Source organism: Domibacillus tundrae (genome assembly GCF_000970675.1).
Classification (GTDB): Bacteria; Bacillota; Bacilli; order Bacillales; family Domibacillaceae; genus Domibacillus; species Domibacillus tundrae.
In genome coordinates this window covers 108,696-130,730 of the sequence record NZ_LAJA01000010.1, presented here as the reverse complement: position 1 = coordinate 130,730, position 22,035 = coordinate 108,696, and the positions used below count along the sequence as shown (strand labels likewise).

23 protein-coding genes are annotated in these 22,035 nt (G+C 43.8%); 5 read left to right on the top strand and 18 right to left on the bottom strand.

Annotated features, from left to right (window positions below; translation table 11 throughout):
• Positions 1-15: 15 nt before the first annotated feature.
• From VQ00_RS18140 to VQ00_RS10815, 5 genes are all read right to left on the bottom strand, one after another.
• Positions 16-177 carry a VOC family protein gene (locus tag VQ00_RS18140; protein ID WP_342667011.1) on the bottom strand — a complete coding sequence of 54 codons (162 nt, stop codon included), beginning with the start codon at positions 175-177 and terminating at the stop codon, positions 16-18.
• Between the two features lie 35 nt (positions 178-212).
• Positions 213-2,564: a PAS domain S-box protein gene (locus tag VQ00_RS17750; protein ID WP_052728486.1), complete on the bottom strand. Its 2,352-nt coding sequence runs from the start codon at positions 2,562-2,564 to the stop codon at positions 213-215.
• 623 nt (positions 2,565-3,187) lie between these two features.
• Entirely contained in the window at positions 3,188-3,607 is a 420-nt protein-coding gene (locus tag VQ00_RS10825) for a VOC family protein (RefSeq protein ID WP_046180150.1), read from the bottom strand.
• 218 nt (positions 3,608-3,825) lie between these two features.
• Complete coding sequence (gene mutT, locus VQ00_RS10820; RefSeq protein WP_046180149.1) at positions 3,826-4,215, bottom strand: 8-oxo-dGTP diphosphatase MutT; 390 nt, start codon at positions 4,213-4,215, stop codon at positions 3,826-3,828.
• 1 nt (position 4,216) lies between these two features.
• Positions 4,217-7,114, bottom strand: coding sequence for a DEAD/DEAH box helicase (locus tag VQ00_RS10815; RefSeq protein ID WP_046180148.1), 2,898 nt, complete (start codon positions 7,112-7,114; stop codon positions 4,217-4,219).
• Between the two features lie 671 nt (positions 7,115-7,785).
• On the opposite strand from VQ00_RS10815, the gene VQ00_RS10810 reads away from it, so the two are divergent.
• Entirely contained in the window at positions 7,786-8,418 is a 633-nt protein-coding gene (locus tag VQ00_RS10810; RefSeq protein WP_046180147.1) for a hypothetical protein, read from the top strand.
• A gap of 55 nt (positions 8,419-8,473) precedes the next feature.
• Here VQ00_RS10810 and VQ00_RS10805 read toward each other — a convergent pair whose 3' ends face one another.
• The 5 genes from VQ00_RS10805 to VQ00_RS10785 all read right to left on the bottom strand — a co-directional run bounded on the left by VQ00_RS10805 (position 8,474) and on the right by VQ00_RS10785 (position 12,427).
• A complete protein-coding gene (locus VQ00_RS10805; RefSeq protein WP_156154043.1) occupies positions 8,474-9,298 on the bottom strand; it encodes an alpha/beta hydrolase in 825 nt (274 codons plus the stop codon).
• 266 nt (positions 9,299-9,564) lie between these two features.
• Positions 9,565-10,479, bottom strand: a complete 915-nt coding sequence (locus VQ00_RS10800; protein ID WP_046180146.1) for a DMT family transporter — start codon at positions 10,477-10,479, stop codon at positions 9,565-9,567.
• A 24-nt stretch (positions 10,480-10,503) separates the two neighbouring features.
• Positions 10,504-10,947: a threonine/serine exporter family protein gene (locus VQ00_RS10795; protein ID WP_046180145.1), complete on the bottom strand. Its 444-nt coding sequence runs from the start codon at positions 10,945-10,947 to the stop codon at positions 10,504-10,506.
• Between the two features lie 12 nt (positions 10,948-10,959).
• On the bottom strand, positions 10,960-11,721 hold the full coding sequence (locus VQ00_RS10790; RefSeq protein ID WP_425388368.1) for a threonine/serine exporter family protein: 762 nt from the start codon (positions 11,719-11,721) through the stop codon (positions 10,960-10,962).
• Positions 11,722-11,812: 91 nt separating this feature from the next.
• Positions 11,813-12,427 carry an acetate uptake transporter gene (locus VQ00_RS10785; RefSeq protein ID WP_046180144.1) on the bottom strand — a complete coding sequence of 205 codons (615 nt, stop codon included), beginning with the start codon at positions 12,425-12,427 and terminating at the stop codon, positions 11,813-11,815.
• A 199-nt stretch (positions 12,428-12,626) separates the two neighbouring features.
• Between VQ00_RS10785 and VQ00_RS10780 the strand changes: the two genes are divergently transcribed.
• Both VQ00_RS10780 and VQ00_RS10775 read left to right on the top strand, forming a co-directional pair.
• Complete coding sequence (locus VQ00_RS10780; RefSeq protein ID WP_046180143.1) at positions 12,627-13,532, top strand: AEC family transporter; 906 nt, start codon at positions 12,627-12,629, stop codon at positions 13,530-13,532.
• 194 nt (positions 13,533-13,726) lie between these two features.
• Complete coding sequence (locus VQ00_RS10775; protein WP_046180142.1) at positions 13,727-15,157, top strand: amino acid permease; 1,431 nt, start codon at positions 13,727-13,729, stop codon at positions 15,155-15,157.
• Between the two features lie 188 nt (positions 15,158-15,345).
• Here the strand turns inward: VQ00_RS10775 and VQ00_RS10770 are convergent, their stop codons facing one another.
• Positions 15,346-15,927, bottom strand: a complete 582-nt coding sequence (locus tag VQ00_RS10770; protein WP_046180141.1) for a metallophosphoesterase family protein — start codon at positions 15,925-15,927, stop codon at positions 15,346-15,348.
• Positions 15,928-16,002: 75 nt separating this feature from the next.
• On the opposite strand from VQ00_RS10770, the gene VQ00_RS19385 reads away from it, so the two are divergent.
• Positions 16,003-16,191, top strand: a complete 189-nt coding sequence (locus tag VQ00_RS19385; RefSeq protein ID WP_281175922.1) for an FAD-dependent oxidoreductase — start codon at positions 16,003-16,005, stop codon at positions 16,189-16,191.
• A gap of 1 nt (position 16,192) precedes the next feature.
• On the opposite strand, the gene VQ00_RS10760 is transcribed toward VQ00_RS19385, so the two are convergent.
• From VQ00_RS10760 to VQ00_RS10745, 4 genes are all read right to left on the bottom strand, one after another.
• Complete coding sequence (locus tag VQ00_RS10760; RefSeq protein WP_156154042.1) at positions 16,193-16,420, bottom strand: CAT RNA binding domain-containing protein; 228 nt, start codon at positions 16,418-16,420, stop codon at positions 16,193-16,195.
• A 154-nt stretch (positions 16,421-16,574) separates the two neighbouring features.
• A complete protein-coding gene (locus VQ00_RS10755) occupies positions 16,575-17,270 on the bottom strand; it encodes a DsbA family oxidoreductase (RefSeq protein WP_046180138.1) in 696 nt (231 codons plus the stop codon).
• Between the two features lie 186 nt (positions 17,271-17,456).
• Positions 17,457-18,458 carry a PQQ-dependent sugar dehydrogenase gene (locus VQ00_RS10750; RefSeq protein ID WP_046180137.1) on the bottom strand — a complete coding sequence of 334 codons (1,002 nt, stop codon included), beginning with the start codon at positions 18,456-18,458 and terminating at the stop codon, positions 17,457-17,459.
• A 4-nt stretch (positions 18,459-18,462) separates the two neighbouring features.
• On the bottom strand, positions 18,463-18,972 hold the full coding sequence (locus tag VQ00_RS10745; RefSeq protein WP_425388367.1) for a dihydrofolate reductase family protein: 510 nt from the start codon (positions 18,970-18,972) through the stop codon (positions 18,463-18,465).
• 47 nt (positions 18,973-19,019) lie between these two features.
• On the opposite strand from VQ00_RS10745, the gene VQ00_RS10740 reads away from it, so the two are divergent.
• Positions 19,020-19,577, top strand: a complete 558-nt coding sequence (locus VQ00_RS10740) for a hypothetical protein (RefSeq protein WP_046180135.1) — start codon at positions 19,020-19,022, stop codon at positions 19,575-19,577.
• A 175-nt stretch (positions 19,578-19,752) separates the two neighbouring features.
• Here the strand turns inward: VQ00_RS10740 and VQ00_RS10735 are convergent, their stop codons facing one another.
• The 3 genes from VQ00_RS10735 to VQ00_RS10725 all read right to left on the bottom strand — a co-directional run bounded on the left by VQ00_RS10735 (position 19,753) and on the right by VQ00_RS10725 (position 21,890).
• Positions 19,753-20,553 (bottom strand): YihY/virulence factor BrkB family protein, encoded by an 801-nt coding sequence (locus tag VQ00_RS10735; RefSeq protein WP_046180134.1) that lies wholly within the window; start codon positions 20,551-20,553, stop codon positions 19,753-19,755.
• A gap of 210 nt (positions 20,554-20,763) precedes the next feature.
• Positions 20,764-21,348 (bottom strand): phosphate propanoyltransferase, encoded by a 585-nt coding sequence (gene pduL / locus VQ00_RS10730; protein WP_046180133.1) that lies wholly within the window; start codon positions 21,346-21,348, stop codon positions 20,764-20,766.
• 86 nt (positions 21,349-21,434) lie between these two features.
• Complete coding sequence (locus VQ00_RS10725; RefSeq protein ID WP_046180132.1) at positions 21,435-21,890, bottom strand: GNAT family N-acetyltransferase; 456 nt, start codon at positions 21,888-21,890, stop codon at positions 21,435-21,437.
• Between the last annotated feature and the right edge of the window lie 145 nt (positions 21,891-22,035).

Sequence of the window (22,035 nt, the reverse complement as noted above, 5' to 3'; positions counted from 1 at the left end):
GAACACGCTTTTTCCTTATTGTTCACTGCAGCTGATCTGCCAGTCGATGCCAAACGGATCACGGACCTGTCCATACAGCTTGCTCCAAAACGTTTCTTGAAGCGGCATGGTCACTTCCCCGTCCTCAGACAGCCCCTCAAAATAAGAACGGAGCTTTTCTGCATCCGAACTGACCAGCGCCAGAGTGATCGCATTGCCCTACTGAAATGCTTCTAGCTTGAAATAGGAAGAAGGATATGAACAGTGGTGCCTTTTCCTTCTTCGCTTTCGATCCGCATGGTTCCTTTATGTTCTTCAATAATTTTGTAGCTGACCATCAGTCCCAAGCCCGTCCCTTTTTCTTTCGTGGAGTAAAAGGGTTCAAAGAGATGCTTGATCCTTTCCGGCGGGATTCCCTCTCCCTGATCTTGAAATTCGATGTGAAGATGAGATTTGGTTTTTTTACAGGTAATCATCAATTGCCCTTTGGATGCAGTGGCCTCGATTGCATTTTTGATGACATTAATAAAAACCTGCTTGAGCTGATGTTGATCAGATTGAAAAAGAGGAAGCCCTGGCTCAATAACGGAGACGACCTCAATACCATGCATAGTGGCTTGTGCATTCATCAAATGGATGGTTTGTTTTAGAATATGTCCGACGTCATTTCCTTGAAAGTTCACCGCCTGCGGTTTGGCTAGTGTCAGGAATTCACCAATAATCCCTTCAATCCGCTCGAATTCTGATCGTATAATCGCGAAATATTCTGGTTCACTTAATTTCTCTTCTTCCAATAATTGGATAAACCCTTGAATGGAGGTAAGCGGATTGCGAATTTCATGAGCCACCCCCGCCGCAAGCTGTCCGGCCATTTCTAATTTCTCTGATTTAAGGAGATATTCTTCGGCCATTTTTTTCTCGGATATATCTCTAAACGCCACAACCACCCCTGAAATTTCTCCATTTTCCCAAATAGGAGACGATGTATATTCGGCAGGGAAACACGTTCCATCTTTTCTTAAAAAGAATTCATCCGTTACATACCGGGTCTTTCCATCCAGCAGCGTTTGATACGGCATACAACATTCAGGCTCAGAACGAGGCCTGAACGTGTCTTTTTGGGTTTTACCACTGAGTTCCCGCACGTCATAACCAAGCATTTTAGCTCCCGCCGGGTTGATGAGTGTGATTTCCTGGTTCACATTTATGGCGTAAATGCCATCCCCTATTGAATCTAAGACCAGCTCCATTTGTTGTTTTAAGGACAGAATTTCTTGCTGGGCTTTCTTCAGTTCAGTAATATCATTGCATGTGACAATCACTTCGACTACTTGTCCATCCATCAAAATCGGCTTCATCATTGCCATGTAATGAACACCGTTTAAATCCCCTTCATAGCGCGTCTCATTCCCATTCCATGCCTGTTCATAATAGACTTCCTTTCGAGAAGCGATCTCCGCCGGCAAAAATCCCTTTAGCGACTTCCCAGTGATCTCTTCCATCTTCAACCCGAATTTCTCAACTAATTGGCCGTCTCCAAATGTATGAATAAACTGGTCATTTTCTTTTTTATACTTAAAAATGAACCCCTGATGATTTTTAAATACATGCTCCGTTTCCTTATGGAGGGCATGCAGTTCCTGTTCCACTTGTTTCTCATGGGTAATCTCACGGCCAATTCCATACACCCCCACAATCTCATCATTCACAGTGATAGGTATATTGGTGAGGCTTATAATTAAATTATTCCCTCTTCTATGTTTAACTTTACATTCGTAACGCTGGACGATTCCCTTTTTTGCCTGATTAAAATGATGCAATACTTTTTTTCTATCCTCATGGGCAATTAACGGAAGAAAGCTTTTTCCAAGCAGTTCCTCTTTTTTATATCCGGATACCGGCTCCGTTGCTTGATTGAATCCAATAAAATGCCCTTCTAATGAAAAGACATAAATCGAATGAGGGTAATAATCAAACAGTGATTTAAATCGCTGTTCGCTTTCTTGCAGCTGCTGCTCCAGCTTTATTCGCAAGTCCCGTTCAATCGCAAGCCCAGCCAGAGTTGCACATGTTTCCAGCACCTCGATTTCATGAGCTGCAGGCGTACAAATCTCTGTATGATAAACCGCAAAGGTGCCGACGACACGCCCACTTGTTAAAATAGGAATGGACCAGCAAGCTCTCAGTCCAAAACGTAGGGCATCCTGACGAAAATCGTCCCAGAGCGGATCATTTTCAATATTAGACGAAATAACCGTTTCTTTTCGATAAACGGCTGTCCCGCACGAGCCGGCTTTTGGACCTGATTTAATGAGATGAATCGCCTGCTGATATTCAGAAGGAAGATTCGGCGCATGTTCTACAGCAAGCCTATTTCCCTCAACAGTCATCATAAGGGCACAGTATGTTTTCCGTTTAAAGTGCTCTTCCAGTTTCACTGTCAGGGTTCTCATGGCGGTGTGCAATGAATCCCCACTTGCAAGCAATTTGATAATACATGTATGTAAGTTTACGATAGACGCCATTTCATCCGTTGAGACGGAGTGTGTCTTCGCATTGTTATTGTTATTACTCCATTCCTTCATAATGTCCCTCCTTTGAAATAATGGCTGGCAATTGAATCCCCTTTATTACATTGCTCAGAATCCTTACACTACTTTACCGAATAAAAAGGAAACGCTTACATACATACCCTTTTGGTATCTTGTTAGGCTAATTATAACATAATTTGATGAATAAAATGGAAAAAACCCAACAATTTATAGCTGAAAGGTACCGTAAAAAGCGTTATTCGAAGGAATAACGCAGAATGAGTATCGCAGCGGTCTTCATAACGTTAGACTAACCGACGACGTGTCTATTACAGCATAAAACCGCCCGGAATGCGATTCGGACGGTTTAGATTGAATTTTCAGCTAAATTTACTCGTACAGATAATCTCGTGACGCTGATTTACTTCCGATTTCAGCTGATCGGTTGCGGATTCCCACCGAACGACGTCGATCTTCAAAAGCGTTTCTTCTTCATCTTCTATTTTCTTGGCCCTCCGCTATAGCTTCTTCCAACTGCATTAACGCTTTCTCAAGGTTTTTGGCACTTTGATGCAGCTTCCGTTCAAGACCATACATCCACTTCACCGTCCCATCTCATTTTTCGCCTTTATTATACTAAAAAAGGCGTCCGCCTGAGCGAAGCACCTTTTGGTTTATTATTGCTGTCCTTCGTGGCTAATTTGCCACTGGATGCCGAACTGGTCGCGTACCTGGCCATACACTTTGCTCCAAAACGTTTCTTGAAGCGGCATGATTACTTCACCGTTCTCAGACAGCCCCTCAAAGTAAGCACGAAGCTTTTCCGCATCCGAACTGATCAGCGCCAGGGTGATGGCACTGCCCGGCTGATACGGCATGCCTGGAAACGCATCCGAAAACATCAGTGTCGTGCCTTCCACCTCTAGATTCGCATGCATCATGAGGTCTTTCGCTTCTTCCGGCAGAGGATAATCCGGGTTTGGCGGTGAATCACCAAAGCGCGTCCGATTGGCAGGCCCCGTCTGGAATACCTTTTCATAAAAATCTAATACGTCTCCACAATTTCCGTCGAATACAAGGTACGGTTGAATAGCCATTTTCATCACTCCTGCTTCTCTATTATTCGTCACATCCCTGCAAAAAAATCAGGAACAGCAAATACACTATTATTTCGATACATCTGAATATCTATGTAGAAAAGTATTCGCCGTTTGGAGCGCTTTTACCTTTTTAAACCTTTTTCGATTTCGCCATCTGCTTTCCTAGTATATGTGCAGCTAGCCCTCTCCTCTTCGTCATTCTTCAAATAAAAAACTCAGTAATAAATTTTGCGGATTGTTGGAATGTCTGCAGGAGCCCATTCTAACTCATCTAATTGATCACGCGGAACCCATCGCAATTCCGCATGTTCTTCAGCGGTTGGAACTCCTTTTATAATTCGAGAATGATACGTTAATAAATTAACAATAACCGTCTCATACTCATGCGTCACTTCTTCAATTTTACTTCCAACTTCAATCTCGCAAGCTAACTCTTCTTGAATCTCTCTTTTTAAACTTTGCTCCGGTGTTTCACCTGCTTCAATTTTCCCACCAGGAAACTCCCACAAGTTCGGCACCGTCATTTCAGGTGAACGTAACGCGCACAGAATCTCATTATTTTCATTTTCAATTACTGCGCCAACAACGCGGACTGTTTTCTTCATCTTAATTGGCTCCTTCGGTTAAATAATGATAAAGAGAATGCTCAATCGGCTTTTCCATGACCATGCTCATTGTAACAACAGGGATATCTTTTTGATGTTTGTCTTGCATGGTCGTTTGCTCAACTGTTTTTCGATCGGGAAGTGCTTTGCCCAAATAATAAAAATCTGTACCTTCATCATCATCTTTTTTCACGAAAATATGAATATCTATTCCACCTTGCTTGGCTTCTACAATTTTTTGTACTTCAGTCGATTTTAGCGTTCTATTACTACGTGTAAACCACTTTAACAATTCTGGGCTAATAAATTCATCTCCATAATTGACGCTGGCTTCTACTTCTTCGTTTTTATGATACGTAATAAAAATCGGACAAGCACCGTATTTTGGTTTATATCCATAAATTGTAGAGCTTTCATCACTTTTCCAATTTAACAATTTACACACATCTTTACGTGAATACTTTTGATAAAGTGTTAATGATTCCTCACATAGATAAGCTTTATTTTTTTCTTTTGCTGTTTCAATAACATCTTTTATGAGTGTTTCAAAAAATAAATTCTCAGATAGGCTTTGTTGAATTTTTTCATTCAGCTTATAAATATCGCCTTTAACTACTACAATCGGTTCATCACCATACTTTTTTTGTGTCGCTTGATTAAAGAACGATAAATCAACGATACGCTGAACGGATTCAATCGTTTGGTCGTCTACTGTACACTCATTTTCACGTAAGATACTCAAATATGTATCATGGCTCACTTGTTTTTGCCCTAGTAATTGATCCAACAAAAGAACTTCATGTCGCCGTTTTCCGTTCAACACTTCAAGTGACAACATCGTTAATACGTGCTGTTCGTATAAAGACAATACAGGTGTTTTTTCTTTTATGCTGATTAAAAAATGGTAATACGTATTGTATTTTTCTGCGATCACAATCGGATCAATGGAGTGATTTGCTACAAAATCATGTAAAAGTGGTACGTGACCTATTTTATTTTTCAAATTAACAAAAGCCTCTTTTAATAATTTAGCAGTGTTTAATGTGCTATTATTAATCGCTTTAAAAATCTGCTTCCGGGCGATTTCTTCAAAGTTAATGGTTGAAGCACCGCTAATATAATTCGTTTCAGCAGTTTTCCGACGGATGTTATCTTTATTTTGAGACTGATCCCCTGAAAGTGCCACTGGAATCATGTAATTGTTCTTGTAATTGCCGATAAAATCTATAATCGTGACGAATTCTTTTGAGTCGTGCTTACGCAAGCCGCGGCCGAGCTGCTGAATAAAGACAATGCTAGACTGCGTTTGACGAAGCATTACAACTTGATTAATACATGGAATGTCGATTCCTTCATTGAAGATATCAACGGTTAAGATATAATCCAATTTCCCATTTTCAAGATCCTCTACTCGACGAAAGCGCTCTTCTTGCCCGTCATCTCCAGTCAACGCAACTGTTCGATACCCTCGCTCGTTTAGTTTCACTGACAATTCTTTCGCTTCTTCTTTTCGACTGCAAAACATAAGGCCTTTTACTGTTTTACCCGAATAGCCATAGTAACCAATTTTATCAATAATATGATTGATTCGGTTTTCAGAAACGAGTTGCATAAACGTCGTCGTTTCGTCAATCACTTCTCCATTGATCTCTAAATCGGTGACGCCGAAATAGTGAAACGGACAAAGCATGTCTTCTTCAAGTGCTTCCTGCAACCGAATTTCATATGCAATGTTATAGTCAAACAACTCGTAAATATTAAAGTCATCGGTCCGTTCCGGTGTCGCCGTCATCCCCATTAAAAAAGCTGGTTGGAAGTGGTTAATAACACGAAGGTACGACTCAGCCCCCGCTTTATGTACTTCATCAATTAAAATGTAATCAAAAGCTTCTCGATCAAATTGCTGTAAGACGTCTCGTTTCGATATTGTTTGAATCGTCGCAAATAAATACCGCGCTTGAACTTGTTTTGATGTACCAGATAAAATTCCAAAGTCGTCTTCTGCTCCGCCTAAAATGGTTTGGAAGTCCTTCATCGCTTTTTGCAAAATTTGTTCACGGTGTACCACAAACAGCATTCGCTTTGGTCGAAAAGCGCGCACGTCGAAAGCCGACAAATACGTTTTCCCTGTACCGGTTGCAGAAATGACTAATGCTTTTTGTTTTTGTTCATTTCGAAGCGATTGAATTTGTTGAAGAGCTGTTTCCTGCATTTTATTCGGCTTAATTTCTAACGCTTTTTGAATCGAATTTGTCTCATAATTCGTTGGCGGATCGATGACTTGCTGCATCGCACGCTGCTCATGCGTTGCGCTGTATATCACTTCATAGCGGTCAATCCATTCTTGAGTTAACGTCTCCGCTTTTTCCCACACATTTTCAAATTGGTCTTTAAAGTGATGGACGATTTCACCATTTTCGTGTGAAGTGAGCTTGACGTTCCACTCATAATTTACTTTTAAAGCGTGTGCTGTTAAATTTGAACTGCCAACGATCAGCGAAAATGAACGGCCATGGTCGAAAATGTAGCCTTTGGCATGAAATCCTTTTATATCGGTCGTTCGAACTTCAATATTTTCGATTTTCATTAATTCGCTAAATACTTTTGGCTGGTTGAAATTCAAAAAAGTCGATGTTAAAATACGTCCACGAATGCCTTTTTGATGCAAATCCAATAGTTTCGCTTTTAATGTTGCGAGCCCGCTTTCGGTAATAAACGCCACTGAAAAAAGGAATGACTGACTTTTATCCAATTCTTCTAAAATAGTGGTAAGGACATTTTCGTTTCGTTTCGCATTGTTAATGAGGAGCTGTGGCTTGAAGTTGCCCGGCTTTAATTCATTTTGATTGATAAAGCCTTTGTATAAAGAACCTTGCAGGTTTTCGATAAAGTTTTCCATGTTATCACCAAATTTCTCTTTTCCACCATATTACCACTTTTAATAAAGATAGGCCTTTATTCATGCAAATTCGCATGAAAAATCGCCTATTTCTCACATCGGCGAATATGGCTTGTTCGATATTTTGCTATTTCTCTCTTCCTATCATAAAGGAAAAAGACAGACACTTTTTCTAAGCAAATCAGAACAAAGATAAAAAAGTAACAAAATGAACAGACAGCTATAAGATTACTTCTTCTTAAAGAAACGTGTAGAGTTTATGTCCACTTAGCCTGATTTATGTTCACTCACCAGAATTTGTGTCCAATTGTCGCCGCTTATCCCTATTTATTCAGATTTTTGTCCATTCAAAAAGTGTCAGTCCCCCAATCCTTACTGCGTTAAAGCAGCGGGGGACTGACACCAACTATTTCACCATTTTCTTCATCACGCTTGTTACCCTTTCCGCTTCACAGGCCGGGTCGCTGAATTCGCCGACTTTTTCTTATCAGACTTTTGACCAGGATTAAAACCGGCTTGTTTTTTGCATCCGCATCCACCTTTTTTCATCTGTATCCACCTCCACTCTCTTTCAGAATATGTACAAAAAAACCATCAAGGCACGGCTTGATGCTTATGTTGATTTTGATAATCATTTTCATTTATAATAAATAATTATGGAGGTGGTCGGATTGGACCGGGCGATGTTTAAGTTTACTGATGGAAAAGAAGCGATAGGAACTGTTTTGGAGTGGTCAGAGGATATACAATTACTGGCGCATTCAGCGGAAAAAGAACTGGGCACCGCCTCTCTTCCGGCAGCAGCTTCAATGTTTATGCGCCGGTATGGACTTTTTATCACCGGTCATTTGGCCATTTTTTCAAAGGAACGGCGTGTATGGACTGGCAGCCCGGAAGAGATAGAAATCGTGATGAGTGACGGGGAACCGTGGCCGATTTTGTTTCAGCTGAAACATGATCATTGGGAGCCTTGCGGAGATGAAGGAGCAGAAAAAATTTTGCAGCGTCTTGTTGATCCAGTTGTTGCATTGATGACGAAAAACGCAAAACTTCCAGCCATTATTTCCCGGGAAAACATTTTTGGCTATGCGCTCTGGATGTATGTGCATGTGCTAAAGGATACGCGTGATCTGCCGCTTTTGAAACAGTACCAACGCTTTTTGCAAAAAAAGACGCCGGAAGACGCGATGGCGAACTTCAGTCGGCTCACTTGCTGCCTCTATAAAGAAGTGCCCGGATGCGATAAATGTCCGTACTGCCCGCTTTTAAAAGAAAAGCATTGTGAAACGGCTAAAACATTATAGGCAGAACAGCCGCCTTTTCAGCAAAAACGGGTGACTATTCTGCCTGCAAAACGATTTATCTATCGATGCGTTCTTCTGCCCATTCAAAAATCTCTTGTAAAATCTCGTCTTTTTCTTTTTCTTCATTCAAAATTTCATGGTAGAGCTGCGGAATGACACAGATGGATTTATCTTCAGATGCGATGTGATCATATAAGTAACGCCCTGAATCAGCTGGAACGATTTGATCATCTTCACCGTGTAAAATGTAACAAGGATATGTGTATTGAGGCAGCTTTTCGAGCAAATTTTGTGCACCATTGTGAAAAACAGCCGTCAGCAGTTTTGCCGTGAATTCCTTTAAATTGTAGGGGTCGTTCTCGTAATCTTGGACGACAGCCGGACTGCGGCAGATCAGGTGAGCCAGTCCGTTCGGAATCCGCGTCAGCGCCTCTTTTTCCATATCCAGTTTTTTCAACTCATCGAATGCCGGGAGTTCCAGAATGACAGGCCCCGAGAAAATTTGGCCGGCGAGTGTTTCTTTGTATTGAACACCGTAAGACGCCGCAATAAATCCGCCCATGCTGTGGCCAAGCATAAAAATCGGCAATCCCGGATAGTCATGACGGGCCGCCTTTACGACTTCATGTGCATCATCAACGAATTTGGACGCATCCTCCACATAGCCCCGTGCGCCGCCGGATTTTCCATGACCGCGGTTGTCAAAACGGTAGACGGCGTAGCCATATCCATTCAATTTTTCCGTTACATACTCATACCGGCCTGAATGCTCACCCAGCCCGTGAACAATGACCATCACCGCGTGCGGATTTTGAGGTGTATTTCTTTGCATGTACAGTTCAGTTCCATCAAATGAATGGATAATCATTTCTTTTTTCATCTAAACCCCTCCCGTCTGTTTATAGTTAAATTTTAACATATACACACCTTTAATAATAGCGCTTTCATTTTTTGCTTCATCATAGTACGCAAACAATTTAACATGGCTATTTTTCTAAGACAAAACCTTTTTTAGATAATCTCACAAAGAAATTTCTTTAGCAAATGCGCGATTCTAGTTGAATCGCGCCATCTGAACAGCTTATTACGCCGTTACTTTCAGGAAATATGCTGAAATCTTGGAAATGCGCTAAACTGTTGGACAGGCTAAACGCCTGTCTTCTGTCGACGCTTCCGAATCATTTCTTCTAAAGCCCCAGATCCCATCAAAACACCAGGCACAATAAGCAGCAGCCCCAGCCAATGATAATAATAAATCGGTTCACCCAAAATAACCGCTGAGCCGACAAGCGAGAAAAAGGTACTTAAATTCAAAAAAATGGCTGCTTCAGCCGGTCCGATTTTTGTAATCGTATTGTTGTACACTAAGTGGCCGATGGCTGTGGCGCCAACAGCTGACAGCATAAAAACGATCACCATATATACATTTATGTTTTCAAGTGACGCAAGGCCGGCCGGTTCCGTAATGAGGCTCGCAAGAAACAAGCCAAATGAGCCAAACAGCTGCATGTAGCCCGTTAACAAGAGCGGGTCCATGTCCCGTGCCGCCCGGCTGACTAAAATAAAGCTGAATGCCTGCGCGGAAATCGATAAGAATATATATAAATCACCGAGCACAAATCCGCTTAACCCAGCCCCGCCGCCAAGCACAGTGACCAAAACACCTGCTGTTCCGGTAACAAAACCAAGAACTCGAAGAAGGGACAATCCCCGGCGGAAAAACACAACAGACATTAACGCTGTTAAAATCGGACCAAGCCCAAGAATAATACCCATGTGTACAGCGCTTGTTCCAGCGGCTCCCAATCCTAAAAATAAATGATGGAAAAAGACGTTAAACAGCCCGCCGCCCAAAATATATTTCCAATGATAAACAGCCGGCCAGTGTACTTTTCCCATTTTTCCTAAAATCAGAAAAATAACAAGTGATGCGGTAAAAATCCGAAATGCAGTAATTGTGACCGGTTCAAATGTGCTGACTAGTATTTTGATCAGCGGCACATTAAAGCCCCAAATCATCATCACCAAAATCAGCAAAATATATGGCTTTATTTTTTGCAAAATGCCCCTTCTTTCTTTGCCTGCTTATTTTCCCGCAGGCGCTTTTCTTCGGAGAATCAATTGATAAAATACGTCGGATAAAATAAGCCCAAGCGCTATTGATCCCGAAATCATAAATGCTTTTGCCGCGAGATTGATCGCGGTATTGTAATCGTTTTGCACAAAAGAGCGCATCGCCCGGTAAGCAGTGCCGCCGGGAACGAGCGGAATAATGCCGGCGATTGTAAAAATAATGACCGGTGTTTTGTACACTCTCGCGTACACGTGGCCGATCAATGCAATCGTAAAGGCTGCCGCTACGGTCGAGGGGAGCGGGTCCACGTTGTTTTCGGACAAAAAATAATACATCATCCATCCAGCCATGCCAACGGTTCCGCACTTGATCAACAAGTCTTTTGGCACATTAAACATGATACCGAAGCTCGCGGCAGCCAAAAAGCTGAATAGCATATTCGTTAAAATGGTCACGCGTGCACCCCCTTAAATAAGCGTCATCACAACCGCGATCCCTGTCCCGATCGCAAGGGACGTCAATAACGCTTCTGCTCCTTTTGCGAGGCCTGAGAGAAAGTGGCCCGCCATTAAATCGCGGACAGCATTTGTGATTAACAAGCCTGGTACGAGCGGAATGAGCGTTCCAACGATAATCCGGTCCAAGTCGCTTCCAAGCCCCATTTGAAAAAGAAAGTAGGCAGCTGTCCCGCCGGCGAGGGCTGCGATAAATTCCGAGAAAAACATGGTTGGCACAATCTCCGCCACTTTTAAAACAAGAAAATAAGCAAGCGCCCCAGCCAGCATCGCTGGAAGAACGTTGTCCCATGACCCTTTCAGTAAAATAACAAAACAGCCGCTCGTTGAAGCCGCCGCCGCTACCTGGATCAAAAATGAAAAAAACATCGGCGCTTTTTGAATGGACTTCAGCTCTTTATACGCCTCTGAAACGGTTAACTCCCCTGCACTGATTCGGCGTGAGACCGCGTTAACCGCGCTTACTTTATATAAATCCGTCGTCCGGCTGGAAATCCGCATCAACTTCGTTTTCGTCGGTTCTTTTGTTTCGATCGAAAACATAATACCGGTTGGTGTCACAAAGCTGTGTGACTCTTCGATGCCATACGACAGCGCAATCCGCATCATCGTATCCTCTACCCGGTACGTTTCCGCTCCGCTCTCTAACATAATTTTCCCTGCGAGCAGGCTGACGTCCATGATGTCATACTGTCTTTCAAGCAAGGCATCCACCGAATCACCCCAATCGTTGTCAATGCCCCCATTATAGCCGTTTCTTTCCATAAAAAAAAGCCCGCCGGCCCAAACACCGGCGAGTCATTCTTTACCCTTTTCTGATAATACCAAACGGTTTGCCGACGGGAATAAATTCGCGTCCGAAATGCTTGTTCAGCACAGCAGCGCCTGCACCGTAAAAAGAAAAAAGGGAAATCAGCAGTTCTGAATACGCCGCCAGCTGATGCATCGCGTGTTCCATAATGCCAAACGAGCTGAGCGACAGCCCGATAAACAAAAAATCGATCAAAAAGAAAATGATAAACAGCACTTTATTCGTTTCAAGTGCGCCGATCGTCATGAACAGAGTAAAAATAAGATAGCCAACAAACGCAAAACCGAGCTGGTGCATATCTGCGTTCTCCTGCAGAATCGAACCAAACACACCCAGGTTCATGAGCCACGACAAGCTGACGCCCATCCAAAACAAGCCATACGCCGCAAACGCGGACGCACCAAATGTATTATTCAGCTTCGCATCCAAGATTGACGCGTAAAATTGGGCGATGCCGCCAAGAAAAATCGCCCACGGAATAACAAGGGACAAGCCGTCTGTCCAGCCGAGTTTTTGAGATGAAGCGACGAGTGTGACCATGGCTAGCCCAAAGAGCCCGATTGCCGACGGATCCGCCGTTACAACTTTTACTTCTTTTGTTTCACTCATATATGCCTCCACTACTTATTTTTTACCGACTAGTCGGTTTGTTCAAACGATTTTATCCTGTTTATGAAAACTCATACATTGATTGTACACGAATCTATTTCATTCACCTACAGAAACCCCTGGAAATCTACCTGTTTTGTGTAAAATAGTTTTGGTATGATAGAAAGATAGTTAAAAGCAGGACGGAGATGACCTCGATTTGGATTTATTAATGATTGTTTTACCGGCATTTCTTATTTTTTTAACCGGTTATATTGGCCAAAAATGGATTGGGTTCGACATTAAGTCGATTTCCATGGCTGCGCTTTATTTAATGTCGCCTTTTCTTGCTTTTCGTACGTTCTACGCAAATGAATTAACGATGGAATATGTATACATAACCGTTTTTTGCCTTATTTTATCGTTTGCGTTGATCATTGTTGTGCTGATTACCGGCTTTTTCATGAAAGCGACGCGTCAAAAGATGTCCGCCATGATTCTCGGCGGCGTATTTATGAACAGCGGCAATTATGGAGCGCCGGTAGTACTGTTCGCATTTGGTGCGGCCGGTTTTGATTATGCCGTTATTATTATGGTCTTTCAAGCTTTTTTAATGAACACGATCGGCTTGTTTGCGGCGTCATTCGGCGGCGAAGAAGAAACATCACTCCAGCAGTCGCTGCGCCGTGTAGCCCGCATGCCGGTTTTGCATGGCGCGATCCTTGGGGTTGTGCTTCAGCTGTTAAACGTTCATATCCCACCTACATTTATGGATGCGATCAGTCTCGTTGCCGATGCATCGATTCCAACAGTGATGCTTGTTCTTGGCATGCAGCTGGCTGTTATCGCGACAAAACGGGTTGCTTATAAATACGTGAATGCGGTTGCGGTTATCCGGATGATTGTGTCGCCCCTTCTCGCTGTAGCAATCGTAGCCTTTATACCGGTGAATGATTTACTAAAAGACGTTATGATCCTTTTGGCGGCGATGCCTGCCGCGGCAAATACGACCATGTTTGCGATTCAATACGGCACAGAACCCGATCTTGTCTCGTTTACCACGCTGATCACAACTCTTTTAAGCATTGTGACGATTCCGCTTGTTTTGTTTTGGCTCGGCATTTAATTTCTTCATATGAATGCAAAATTTTTTTTAAAAAAGCAAATTTTTTTTGCTTTTTTTATTTACAAAAAAGGACAAGTCCTGTAACTTAGGTTTTTAAAAGAAGATAATCAGTTGGCATCAAAATTGCAAGGATAAATATAATGGAAGTTTAGGTTGAAAGCGATTTCATACGAAAAATAAAAGGAGGACATCTTATGCAAGGACCTAGTAATCAAGAGCTTCAACGAACGATGAAAACAAGGCATTTATTCATGATCTCGCTTGGCGGCGTGATTGGGACAGGACTTTTTCTTGGATCCGGCTATACGATCAGCCAAGCTGGAGCTGGAGGGGCTGTCCTATCTTTTATGGTCGGCGGTTTTGTCATGTACTTAACGATGGTGTGCTTAGGAGAGCTTGCCGTTGCCATGCCGGTTTCCGGCTCATTTCAAACATATACGACTAAGTTCATCGGGCCGGCTGCTGGCTTTACAGTTGGATGGATATACTGGCTGGGATGGGCTGTAACCGTAGCGTTGGAATTTTTGTCAGCTGGCCAATTAATGGGCAGATGGTTTCCTGATACACCAACCTGGATTTGGTGCGCTCTTTTTGCCGGAATTTTATTTATCTTAAATGCTTTGTCCGCTAAAGCGTTTGGAGAAGCAGAATTTTGGTTCTCCAGCATTAAAATTGTGGCTATTATTCTCTTTATTATTCTTGGCGGTGCCGCGATGTTTGGCTTGATTGATATGAAAGACGGCCAGGAAGCGCCTTTGCTCTCTAACTACATGTCAGATGGATTGCTGCCCAATGGTCTTTCTGCGCTGCTTATTACGATGATCGCCGTCAACTTTTCTTTTCAAGGAACCGAATTAATCGGGATTGCAGCCGGGGAAAGCGAAAATCCGGAAAAAACCATTCCACGATCAATCAGGCAGTCGGTTTGGCGTACACTTGTCTTTTTTATTTTATCTATTTTTGTATTGGCGGGCATGATCCCATCAGATAAGGCAGGTGTGCTGGAAAGCCCCTTTGTAGTAGTGTTTGACAGCATCGGTATTCCTTATGCTGCTGATATTATGAATTTTGTTATTTTAACCGCCCTTTTGTCTGTTGGAAATTCTGGTCTTTATGCAGCATCCCGTACGCTTTATGCTCTTTCAAAAGAAGGAATGGCTGTTTCTTCTTTGGCTAAAGTCAATAAAAAGGGCGTCCCTATGAATTCATTGCTTTTAACACTTGGTATCGCCCTTTTGTCTTTGCTTTCCGGCTTTTTTGCAGCGGAAACCGTGTTTGTCTGGCTTCTTTCTATCGCCGGGCTTGGTGCGCAGGTAGGCTGGATTGCGATTAGTGCTTCACAGCTTGCCTTTCGAAGAAAATATATTCGTGAAGGCGGAAAAGTAGAAGATTTAAAATTCAAAGCCCCTCTCTATCCATTTTTGCCGCTGTTAGGCCTGCTGTTAAATTGTACGGTTTTGATAAGCATGGCTTTTAATGCCGAACAACGGATGGCACTTTATTGCGGGATTCCGTTTATGCTGCTTTGTTATGCTGCCTATCATTTAAAAATTAAGAAAAGTAAGCAAAATGAGGAAGAAAAGCAAGAAATTCAGCTGAATTCTGACAGAAGAATGTTGCTATAATTTCCTGCAGGATGAACACAGAAATTTAAAAGATTTATTGACACATAACAAAAAAACACGTCAAACCTTTTGGCGTGTTTTTTTGTTATTTAGAAAAGCTTTCTGCCAAAACCAAACGAAACGATAAAGCTTTTCTTATGAGCTTCATTGGCTGCTCAGAAATGAATGCCCTTTGAAATACTAGTCAATTAAGCTAATCCTGCTTTCATAAATGTAACGGTCCGCGCAGCAGAATCATACAGCACCCATTCGCGTGCGCCCCAGACGGCGCCAGCGTTAATACCGTATCGTTTTTTCTTTAACAAAACCGGCTCCCCATATTCCATGGGCAGCCGCTTCTTTTTCCGGTACAGCCCTGCCACATGGCTGTGCCCGAAAATCAGGAGCGGCGGGTCTGTTTTCGGCAGAACCGGAAGCCAGCCCTTCGTCCATTTCCATTGATGGCCGTGCATAATGACCGCCCCATCAATGATCATTTTCTCCGGCAAATGCTCGAAGTCTTCGCGGCCGGTGACGAGCATAATCCGCTCTTCCTGATTTCCTCGCACAGACGGAAATGTTAATAATGAAGCAAAACCTCTCGGCATATGTGCTGCTTTTTTCATTGGAAGATCCCTCGCTGTTTCCGCTTTCCGTTTTCCAATGTTGCATTCGTATAAATCACCGAGCCCGATTATTTTTGCATCTGGTGCGTAACGATTGATCTGATCGAGCACCGCTTTTGTATCCTCCACGTTTGAATGCAGATCCCCTAGCAACGCATATTTCATTTAAAGTTCTTCCTTTCAAAACAAATTCAAAATTGCACAATGATCGTTCTTTTCACAAAATAAAGAAAAGAGGTGATTTTTGTGCACACACTTATTATCGGCGGCGGCATTGGCGGTTTAACAGCAGCAGCGCTTTTAGCAAAAACCGGCCATGATGTGACATTACTGGAGGCATCTTTAGAGTGGGGCGGCGGCACAATTGGTGCAACGGCAAGCGGCATTCATTGTGCACGGTCCATTGCGCCCGGGTTGTTTGAGCTTTAAATCAGCCTTGCCGGTTTAATTCCTGTCTCGATGTGACGCGGTGAATATGAATCGTTAAATACACTTTTTCGTTCGTTGAGACTGGACAGTTAAGTGTCTTTTCAACCTTGTCGGATTGTTTCACCCGCTTTTTTTGAAATGCCAATCCTCGGTCCATTACAACCATTTCCTGTCCCTCGTTATTTTGCATCAGCACAATATTATTGTTAAATGCCTTTTTAATCTCCATCAGGCCCACTACACCCCCGCCTTATCAAAACAAAAAAACCTGAATTTGTCCGCGGGTAATATACACCCCAGCACAAATTCAGGTTTTGCCTGCCTACCAGTAACAATCCTGTTTTACGTTCATTTTGGAAACAGTTACTCTTTTTTTATTAAATTCAATCTTCGCTGTCAACATCCGTACAGTCATCTTCCTGGCACCACTCTGTTTTCCCGGCTGTCACCTGCTCGTCTGCTGCAACTTTTTCCAGCACTTGGCTAAATGCTTCAACAGACTGCGCACCGGAGACCGCATACTTTTCGTTAAAAACAAAAAATGGCACGCCCTCTACCCCGATTTCACGTGCTTCTTCTTGATCGGCACGGACGCGGTCGCTGTATTTGCCGCTTTTAAGGACATCCATTGCTTCTTCCTTGACAAGTCCAGCCTCTTCCGCCCAGCCAGCCAGCAAATCAAAGTCCGCAATGTGTTTCGATTCGGTGAAATAGGCTTTTAATACACGCTCGGTAAATTCATTCATTTTCCCTTTTTCTTTCGCAAAATGAGACAAGCGGTGTGCATCGTGTGTATTTGCCAAAATAAGTGTATCCATATTGTATTCAAGGCCCACTTCTTTTGCCTGCGCCGTCAGCTGGTCATTCATCGCTTTCGCTTTTTCGCGGGTCATTCCATATTTTTTCGCCAGCATGCTGTGAACGTCTTCATCCGCTTTTTTCGGTGCTTGCGGATCTAGCTCAAAACTGCGGAATTCCACCTTAATATTCTCATCAAATTGCGCCGCCGCTTCTTCAAACCGGCGCTTGCCGATGTAGCAAAACGGGCACGCAAAATCTGACCAAATTTCTACTTTCATCTTCCCCACTCCTTTTCTTTAAGAGTAGGAGGAAAAAGGACAAGCCGCAACTATTCTGCCTATGAGGAGGACCGAGTGCGACTTTTTATGATGTCGTGCAATTTTGTCCCGGCTTGGTGCAAGTTTCCCCGTTTCGTGCGATTTCAGCCGATTTTCGTGCAACTCTGCCCCGAACCGGTGCGATTCTTACTCTACAATCCGGTACAGTTTGTCATCGCCATCAGCTGGATTCCCGCGTCCGTCCGTATTGTTCGTGACAAAATACAAGCTGTCTCCGTCGGAAAATACATCGCGGATGCGGCCATAGCCTTCTATTTCTTTTTTGACCTCACCTGTTTGGGGATCAATGTTCAGCACTGCTTCTCCTCGAAGTGACGCTGCGTACAACTCCCCTTTATGCCAGGCCATTCCCGACGGAGCCCACGTCTCGTCGCTGCCGGATGTGGCAAGCGGTGCTACAAGCCCTTCCGCTTCTTCCATCCCTTCAATGTCCGGCCAGCCGTAGTTGTTTCCTTCTTCAATGATATTGATTTCATCATTAGCGGACTGTCCATGCTCAGCTGCATACATCATTTCGTCATCTGACCAGGCAATGCCCTGCGGATTCCGGTGGCCAAGACTGTAAACAGAAGCCTTACCTGCTTCATCCACCCGGACAATTTTCCCGTTTAATAAATCCGGTTCCTGCGCTGTTTCTGGATCGGAGGCATCACCAATCGTGGCATACAGATTATTGTCCGGCCCGATTTCCAAACGGCCGCCATGGTGGACATTGCCGGATTGAATGCCGTCTAAGATAATGTTCGTTTCACGCCATTCATCTCCGTGCAGTTCCAGCACAACAATTCGATTAAATGGCTCCCCATCTTTATCGTACGTATAATACGCATACGCTTGATTGGACTCTTTAAAATCCGGCTTTAACACAAAACCAAGCAGCCCGGCTTCTGCCGCTTCTGACAGTGGAGCGGTCAAATCAACCGGCTGATGCTCCACTTCGCCGTCCTCCACTTTGGCAATCGTACCGGTTCGTTCAGAAATATAAAAAGTGTTTTCATTCTGCTCGATGGACCATGGAATATCCAAATTTTCTGCCTCTGCTTGAATGCTTTCACTTTCCGGCTGTTCCGGCTCCTGTACACCGCATCCTGTCAATAATACGAGTGCTGCCAGCCACTTTTTCGCCATCTTGTCAGTCCTTTCGTTTGTAGTGAATGGATACAATGTCCCCGATTCTTTCAACATCAACGAGTGAGAACGACGCTTCTGTTCCCGGTGGAAATAAGGGGATGCCTCTGCCCAAGACTTTCGGAATGACGGCAATATGTACATCATCAAGCAGATCATACGCAAGACATTCTTTCACGACCTGGCCGCCGCCGACAATCCAGACTGTTCCTTCCGCTTTCTCCAGCACATCCGGCAACGGTTCATCCGTAAACACTATTTCTTCGGTCCGGCCTTTCATCGTTCGTGACAGCACATAGCACTTTTTCCCGGAATACGGAAAATCATCGGTCAGCTCCAGTACTTTTTCATACGTGCCCCGCCCCATTAGGAGCGAATCAATCGTTTCATAGAAAGCGAGATAGCCGTTGTCGGTCCCGTCACCTTCCACATCATCCAGCCAGTCGACCGAGCCATCTTCTCTTGCGATATATCCATCAAGGCTCGCCGCAATATATAAAACATTTTTGCCCATTTCCCTCATCGCCTCCCGTATAATCAATCTAAAAGGGGATTTTTACGTTGACTGTTACCTCTCTTCATGAACGCGAACTAGCTGCGATTCTCGGCGGCTTTGCGGGATTTATGGATCAGCACGCGGACCAGAACGAACGCGAACAGCTTTACCATATGTGGATTCCGCTTCTCAGCACGTATGTAACACACGATGCGGTCGAATCCGCGATTGACGAATGGTATGCCATGATTCAAAACGATTCTTTATGGCTTCATTATATCGAAGAACAGCTCACCCTGACAGCAAAACCCTTTGTCCGTGATACATTAGAAAAATGGAAGCAGCCGTTTGTTTTCGCCGGGCACCAGACGCCGGATGGTTTATATACATGCTGGAGCGATCAGTCGAAGTGGCATGTTGAAAAAGAGAGCACCGTGCATGTAATGGGGATTGCGCTGCCCATGACGGATCAGTCCGTGCTTCTCGTTCATTCGTTTGAAACGGATGTAGAATTTGAGGAATTGCTTGAAGAAGGATTTGCGGAGAGCAAAGAAATGATGAGGCAAACGTATTTGAATCGAAATTACTTAACGTGTATTTCATTTTTGAGCGACAATACGTAAAGAAGGACGGTCTCACTATCATTTGAGACCGCCCTTTTTCATTTTCCGGCCGCAATATTGCAGTTTGGGGCGGAATGTTGTGTGCCTGGGCCGATATAAATATTTTCCGCCCCAAGCGAAGTAGAAACCGCCCCAAAATTTTATTTTCCGCTCCTGCCAGCGGCAAGAGCCCTTTCTACTTCCGGCCTTTTTCCGCATTCAGCAGCCCACCCAGCAATATGACAACAGCCGTTAAGTAAAACCAAAGGACGAGCACGATAATCCCCGAGAGCTGGCCGTACAGACGCGTGTAGCTGAATGCTGACGCATATGTGCCAAACAGCCAGGAGACAATCTGCCAGCCAAGCGCCGCAAAAACAGCACCCGGCAGGACAAATTGAATCGTTTGCCGCTCATTTGGAATGATTTTATAAAAGGCGATAAAAAAGACAAACAAAAACAGTGAACCAATTCCCCACTGGGCGATCGTCCAAATGTCCAGCCACTCGGACCAATGCTCAATCGCAACAGAATGGGCAGCAATCCACCGCAAAACCCTTTCTACTAGTGGGATTACGAGCGACAGCGGCACCATGACCATAAAAATGAGCGTCACACCAAAGTCGCGCAAAAGCCCTTTCCAAAAAGGCAGATTCCGCTCAATGCCGTTTGCATCATTTAATGACCGGCCCAGTGACTGTACCGCCATTGATGACAGCCAGAATGTCGACACTAAACTAAGCGAGAGCACCTGTCCTTTTCCTGCAGACAGTACAGCATTCACATTTTTTTCGATTAACGTGAACGATTCCCCTGGTGCATATGGGCGGACAAACTCCAGAATGGCTTCTTGATCGACTGGAAAAAAGCTGATTAATGAAAGCATGAAAATAATAAATGGAATAGCGGACAGCAGCAAGTAGTACGCTGTCTGCGCCGCCTGGTCGTAAAAACGCTCCCCAAAAAAACGGGTCAGCATTTGTTTGGCTGCACCCATCACTTCACCTCCCTCTTGTTATTTTCCCCGCTGCTGCAAATATATAAGCCTTTCACTGCACATTCGGCATACATACGAAGAAAGAACTCTTCATTTTATTTCATACTATGAAGAAGTATGTGCGTACAGCCATTCTAGTACATGAATCCATTAAACCAATGAAAAAAAGATGCCTCCCATCTCATGGAAGACATCTTTCTTTTTAAACACTTATGCCCAAATGTCACCTTTTGCACCTTGAGAAATAAAGCCGGCGTTGGCTTCGTCTGTGTCGATGTGCATTTCAAGCGCGTAGCTGTCGGATACACGAATGACAACGTTGCGGAATGCGATCGGGCGGTCGCCGCCTACTTCAACAGTAACGATTTGGCCGCTTTCAACGTTGTATTCTTTTGCGTCAGCTGTTGTCATGTGGACATGTGCCTGTGCGATGATTAGTCCTTCTTCAAGTTCAACCGTACCGGCAGGACCTGCGATTGTTACCGCTTCGGATCCTTTAATGTCACCTGATTCACGGAGCGGCGGACGGACGCCCAGCTTCATCGCGTCTGTCCAGCTTACTTCTACTTGAGTCGCCGGACGGCAAGGGCCAAGAACACGGACGCGGGCGATTTCACTTTTTTTGCCGGCAATTGTGACGGTTTCTTCCGCCGCAAACTGGCCCGGCTGTGACAAGTCAGCGCGTTTTGTAAGCTCGTGGCCTGCTCCAAATAAAATTTCTAAATGTTCCTGTGACAAGTGCACGTGGCGTGCGGAAACAGCAACAGGGATCGTTCCATGATTGGTTAATGACATCTATATCTTCCAGCCTTTCTGATCATAAAGATTTCATACGGCTTTATTTTACACTATTTCATTGTGAAAATACGAGCAACACACGTTTAATTATGATTTTTTTCCAACAAAACGAGATCAATGCCCGGCTCTGGTGAAAACATGTCCAGTTCTTCAAACCCGAATTTTTTGTATAAATTACGTGCGGGCTCATTTTTCGCCCCAGTTGTCACTTTTACATCCCGCCCCTCCGATTCTTCCTGCAAAAAGAACGTGATCAGCTTCGAAGCGATGCCTTCGTGGAAGTGGCCCGGATGGACAACAAGCCGGTGAATAAAAGCGGCGGCGCCTTCGTCTTTATAGGAAAGAAATCCGCACAGCTCGCCTTCTGTTAAAAACCCGATAAACGTTTCATCACTTTTCTTAATCATTTCAACTGTGTCGTTTAAATGTGGAATGCCGTCAAATCCAATTAATGACGCTTCCACTTTATAAGCAGGAATTTGCAGAGCCAAAATTTCTGCCGCTGTCGCTTCTTCTTCATGATGCAGCCGTTCAATCATCCCCCGTAACCCCTTTCAAACTTCTTTGTACAACGATTATACACACTTTTCCCGATAATTTCAGAATTTACTCTCTTTTTTAAACAGCGAAATATAGTTCGTAAAAAACGGTAAAAGACTTCTAATTTTCCCGTCATCCCTATAG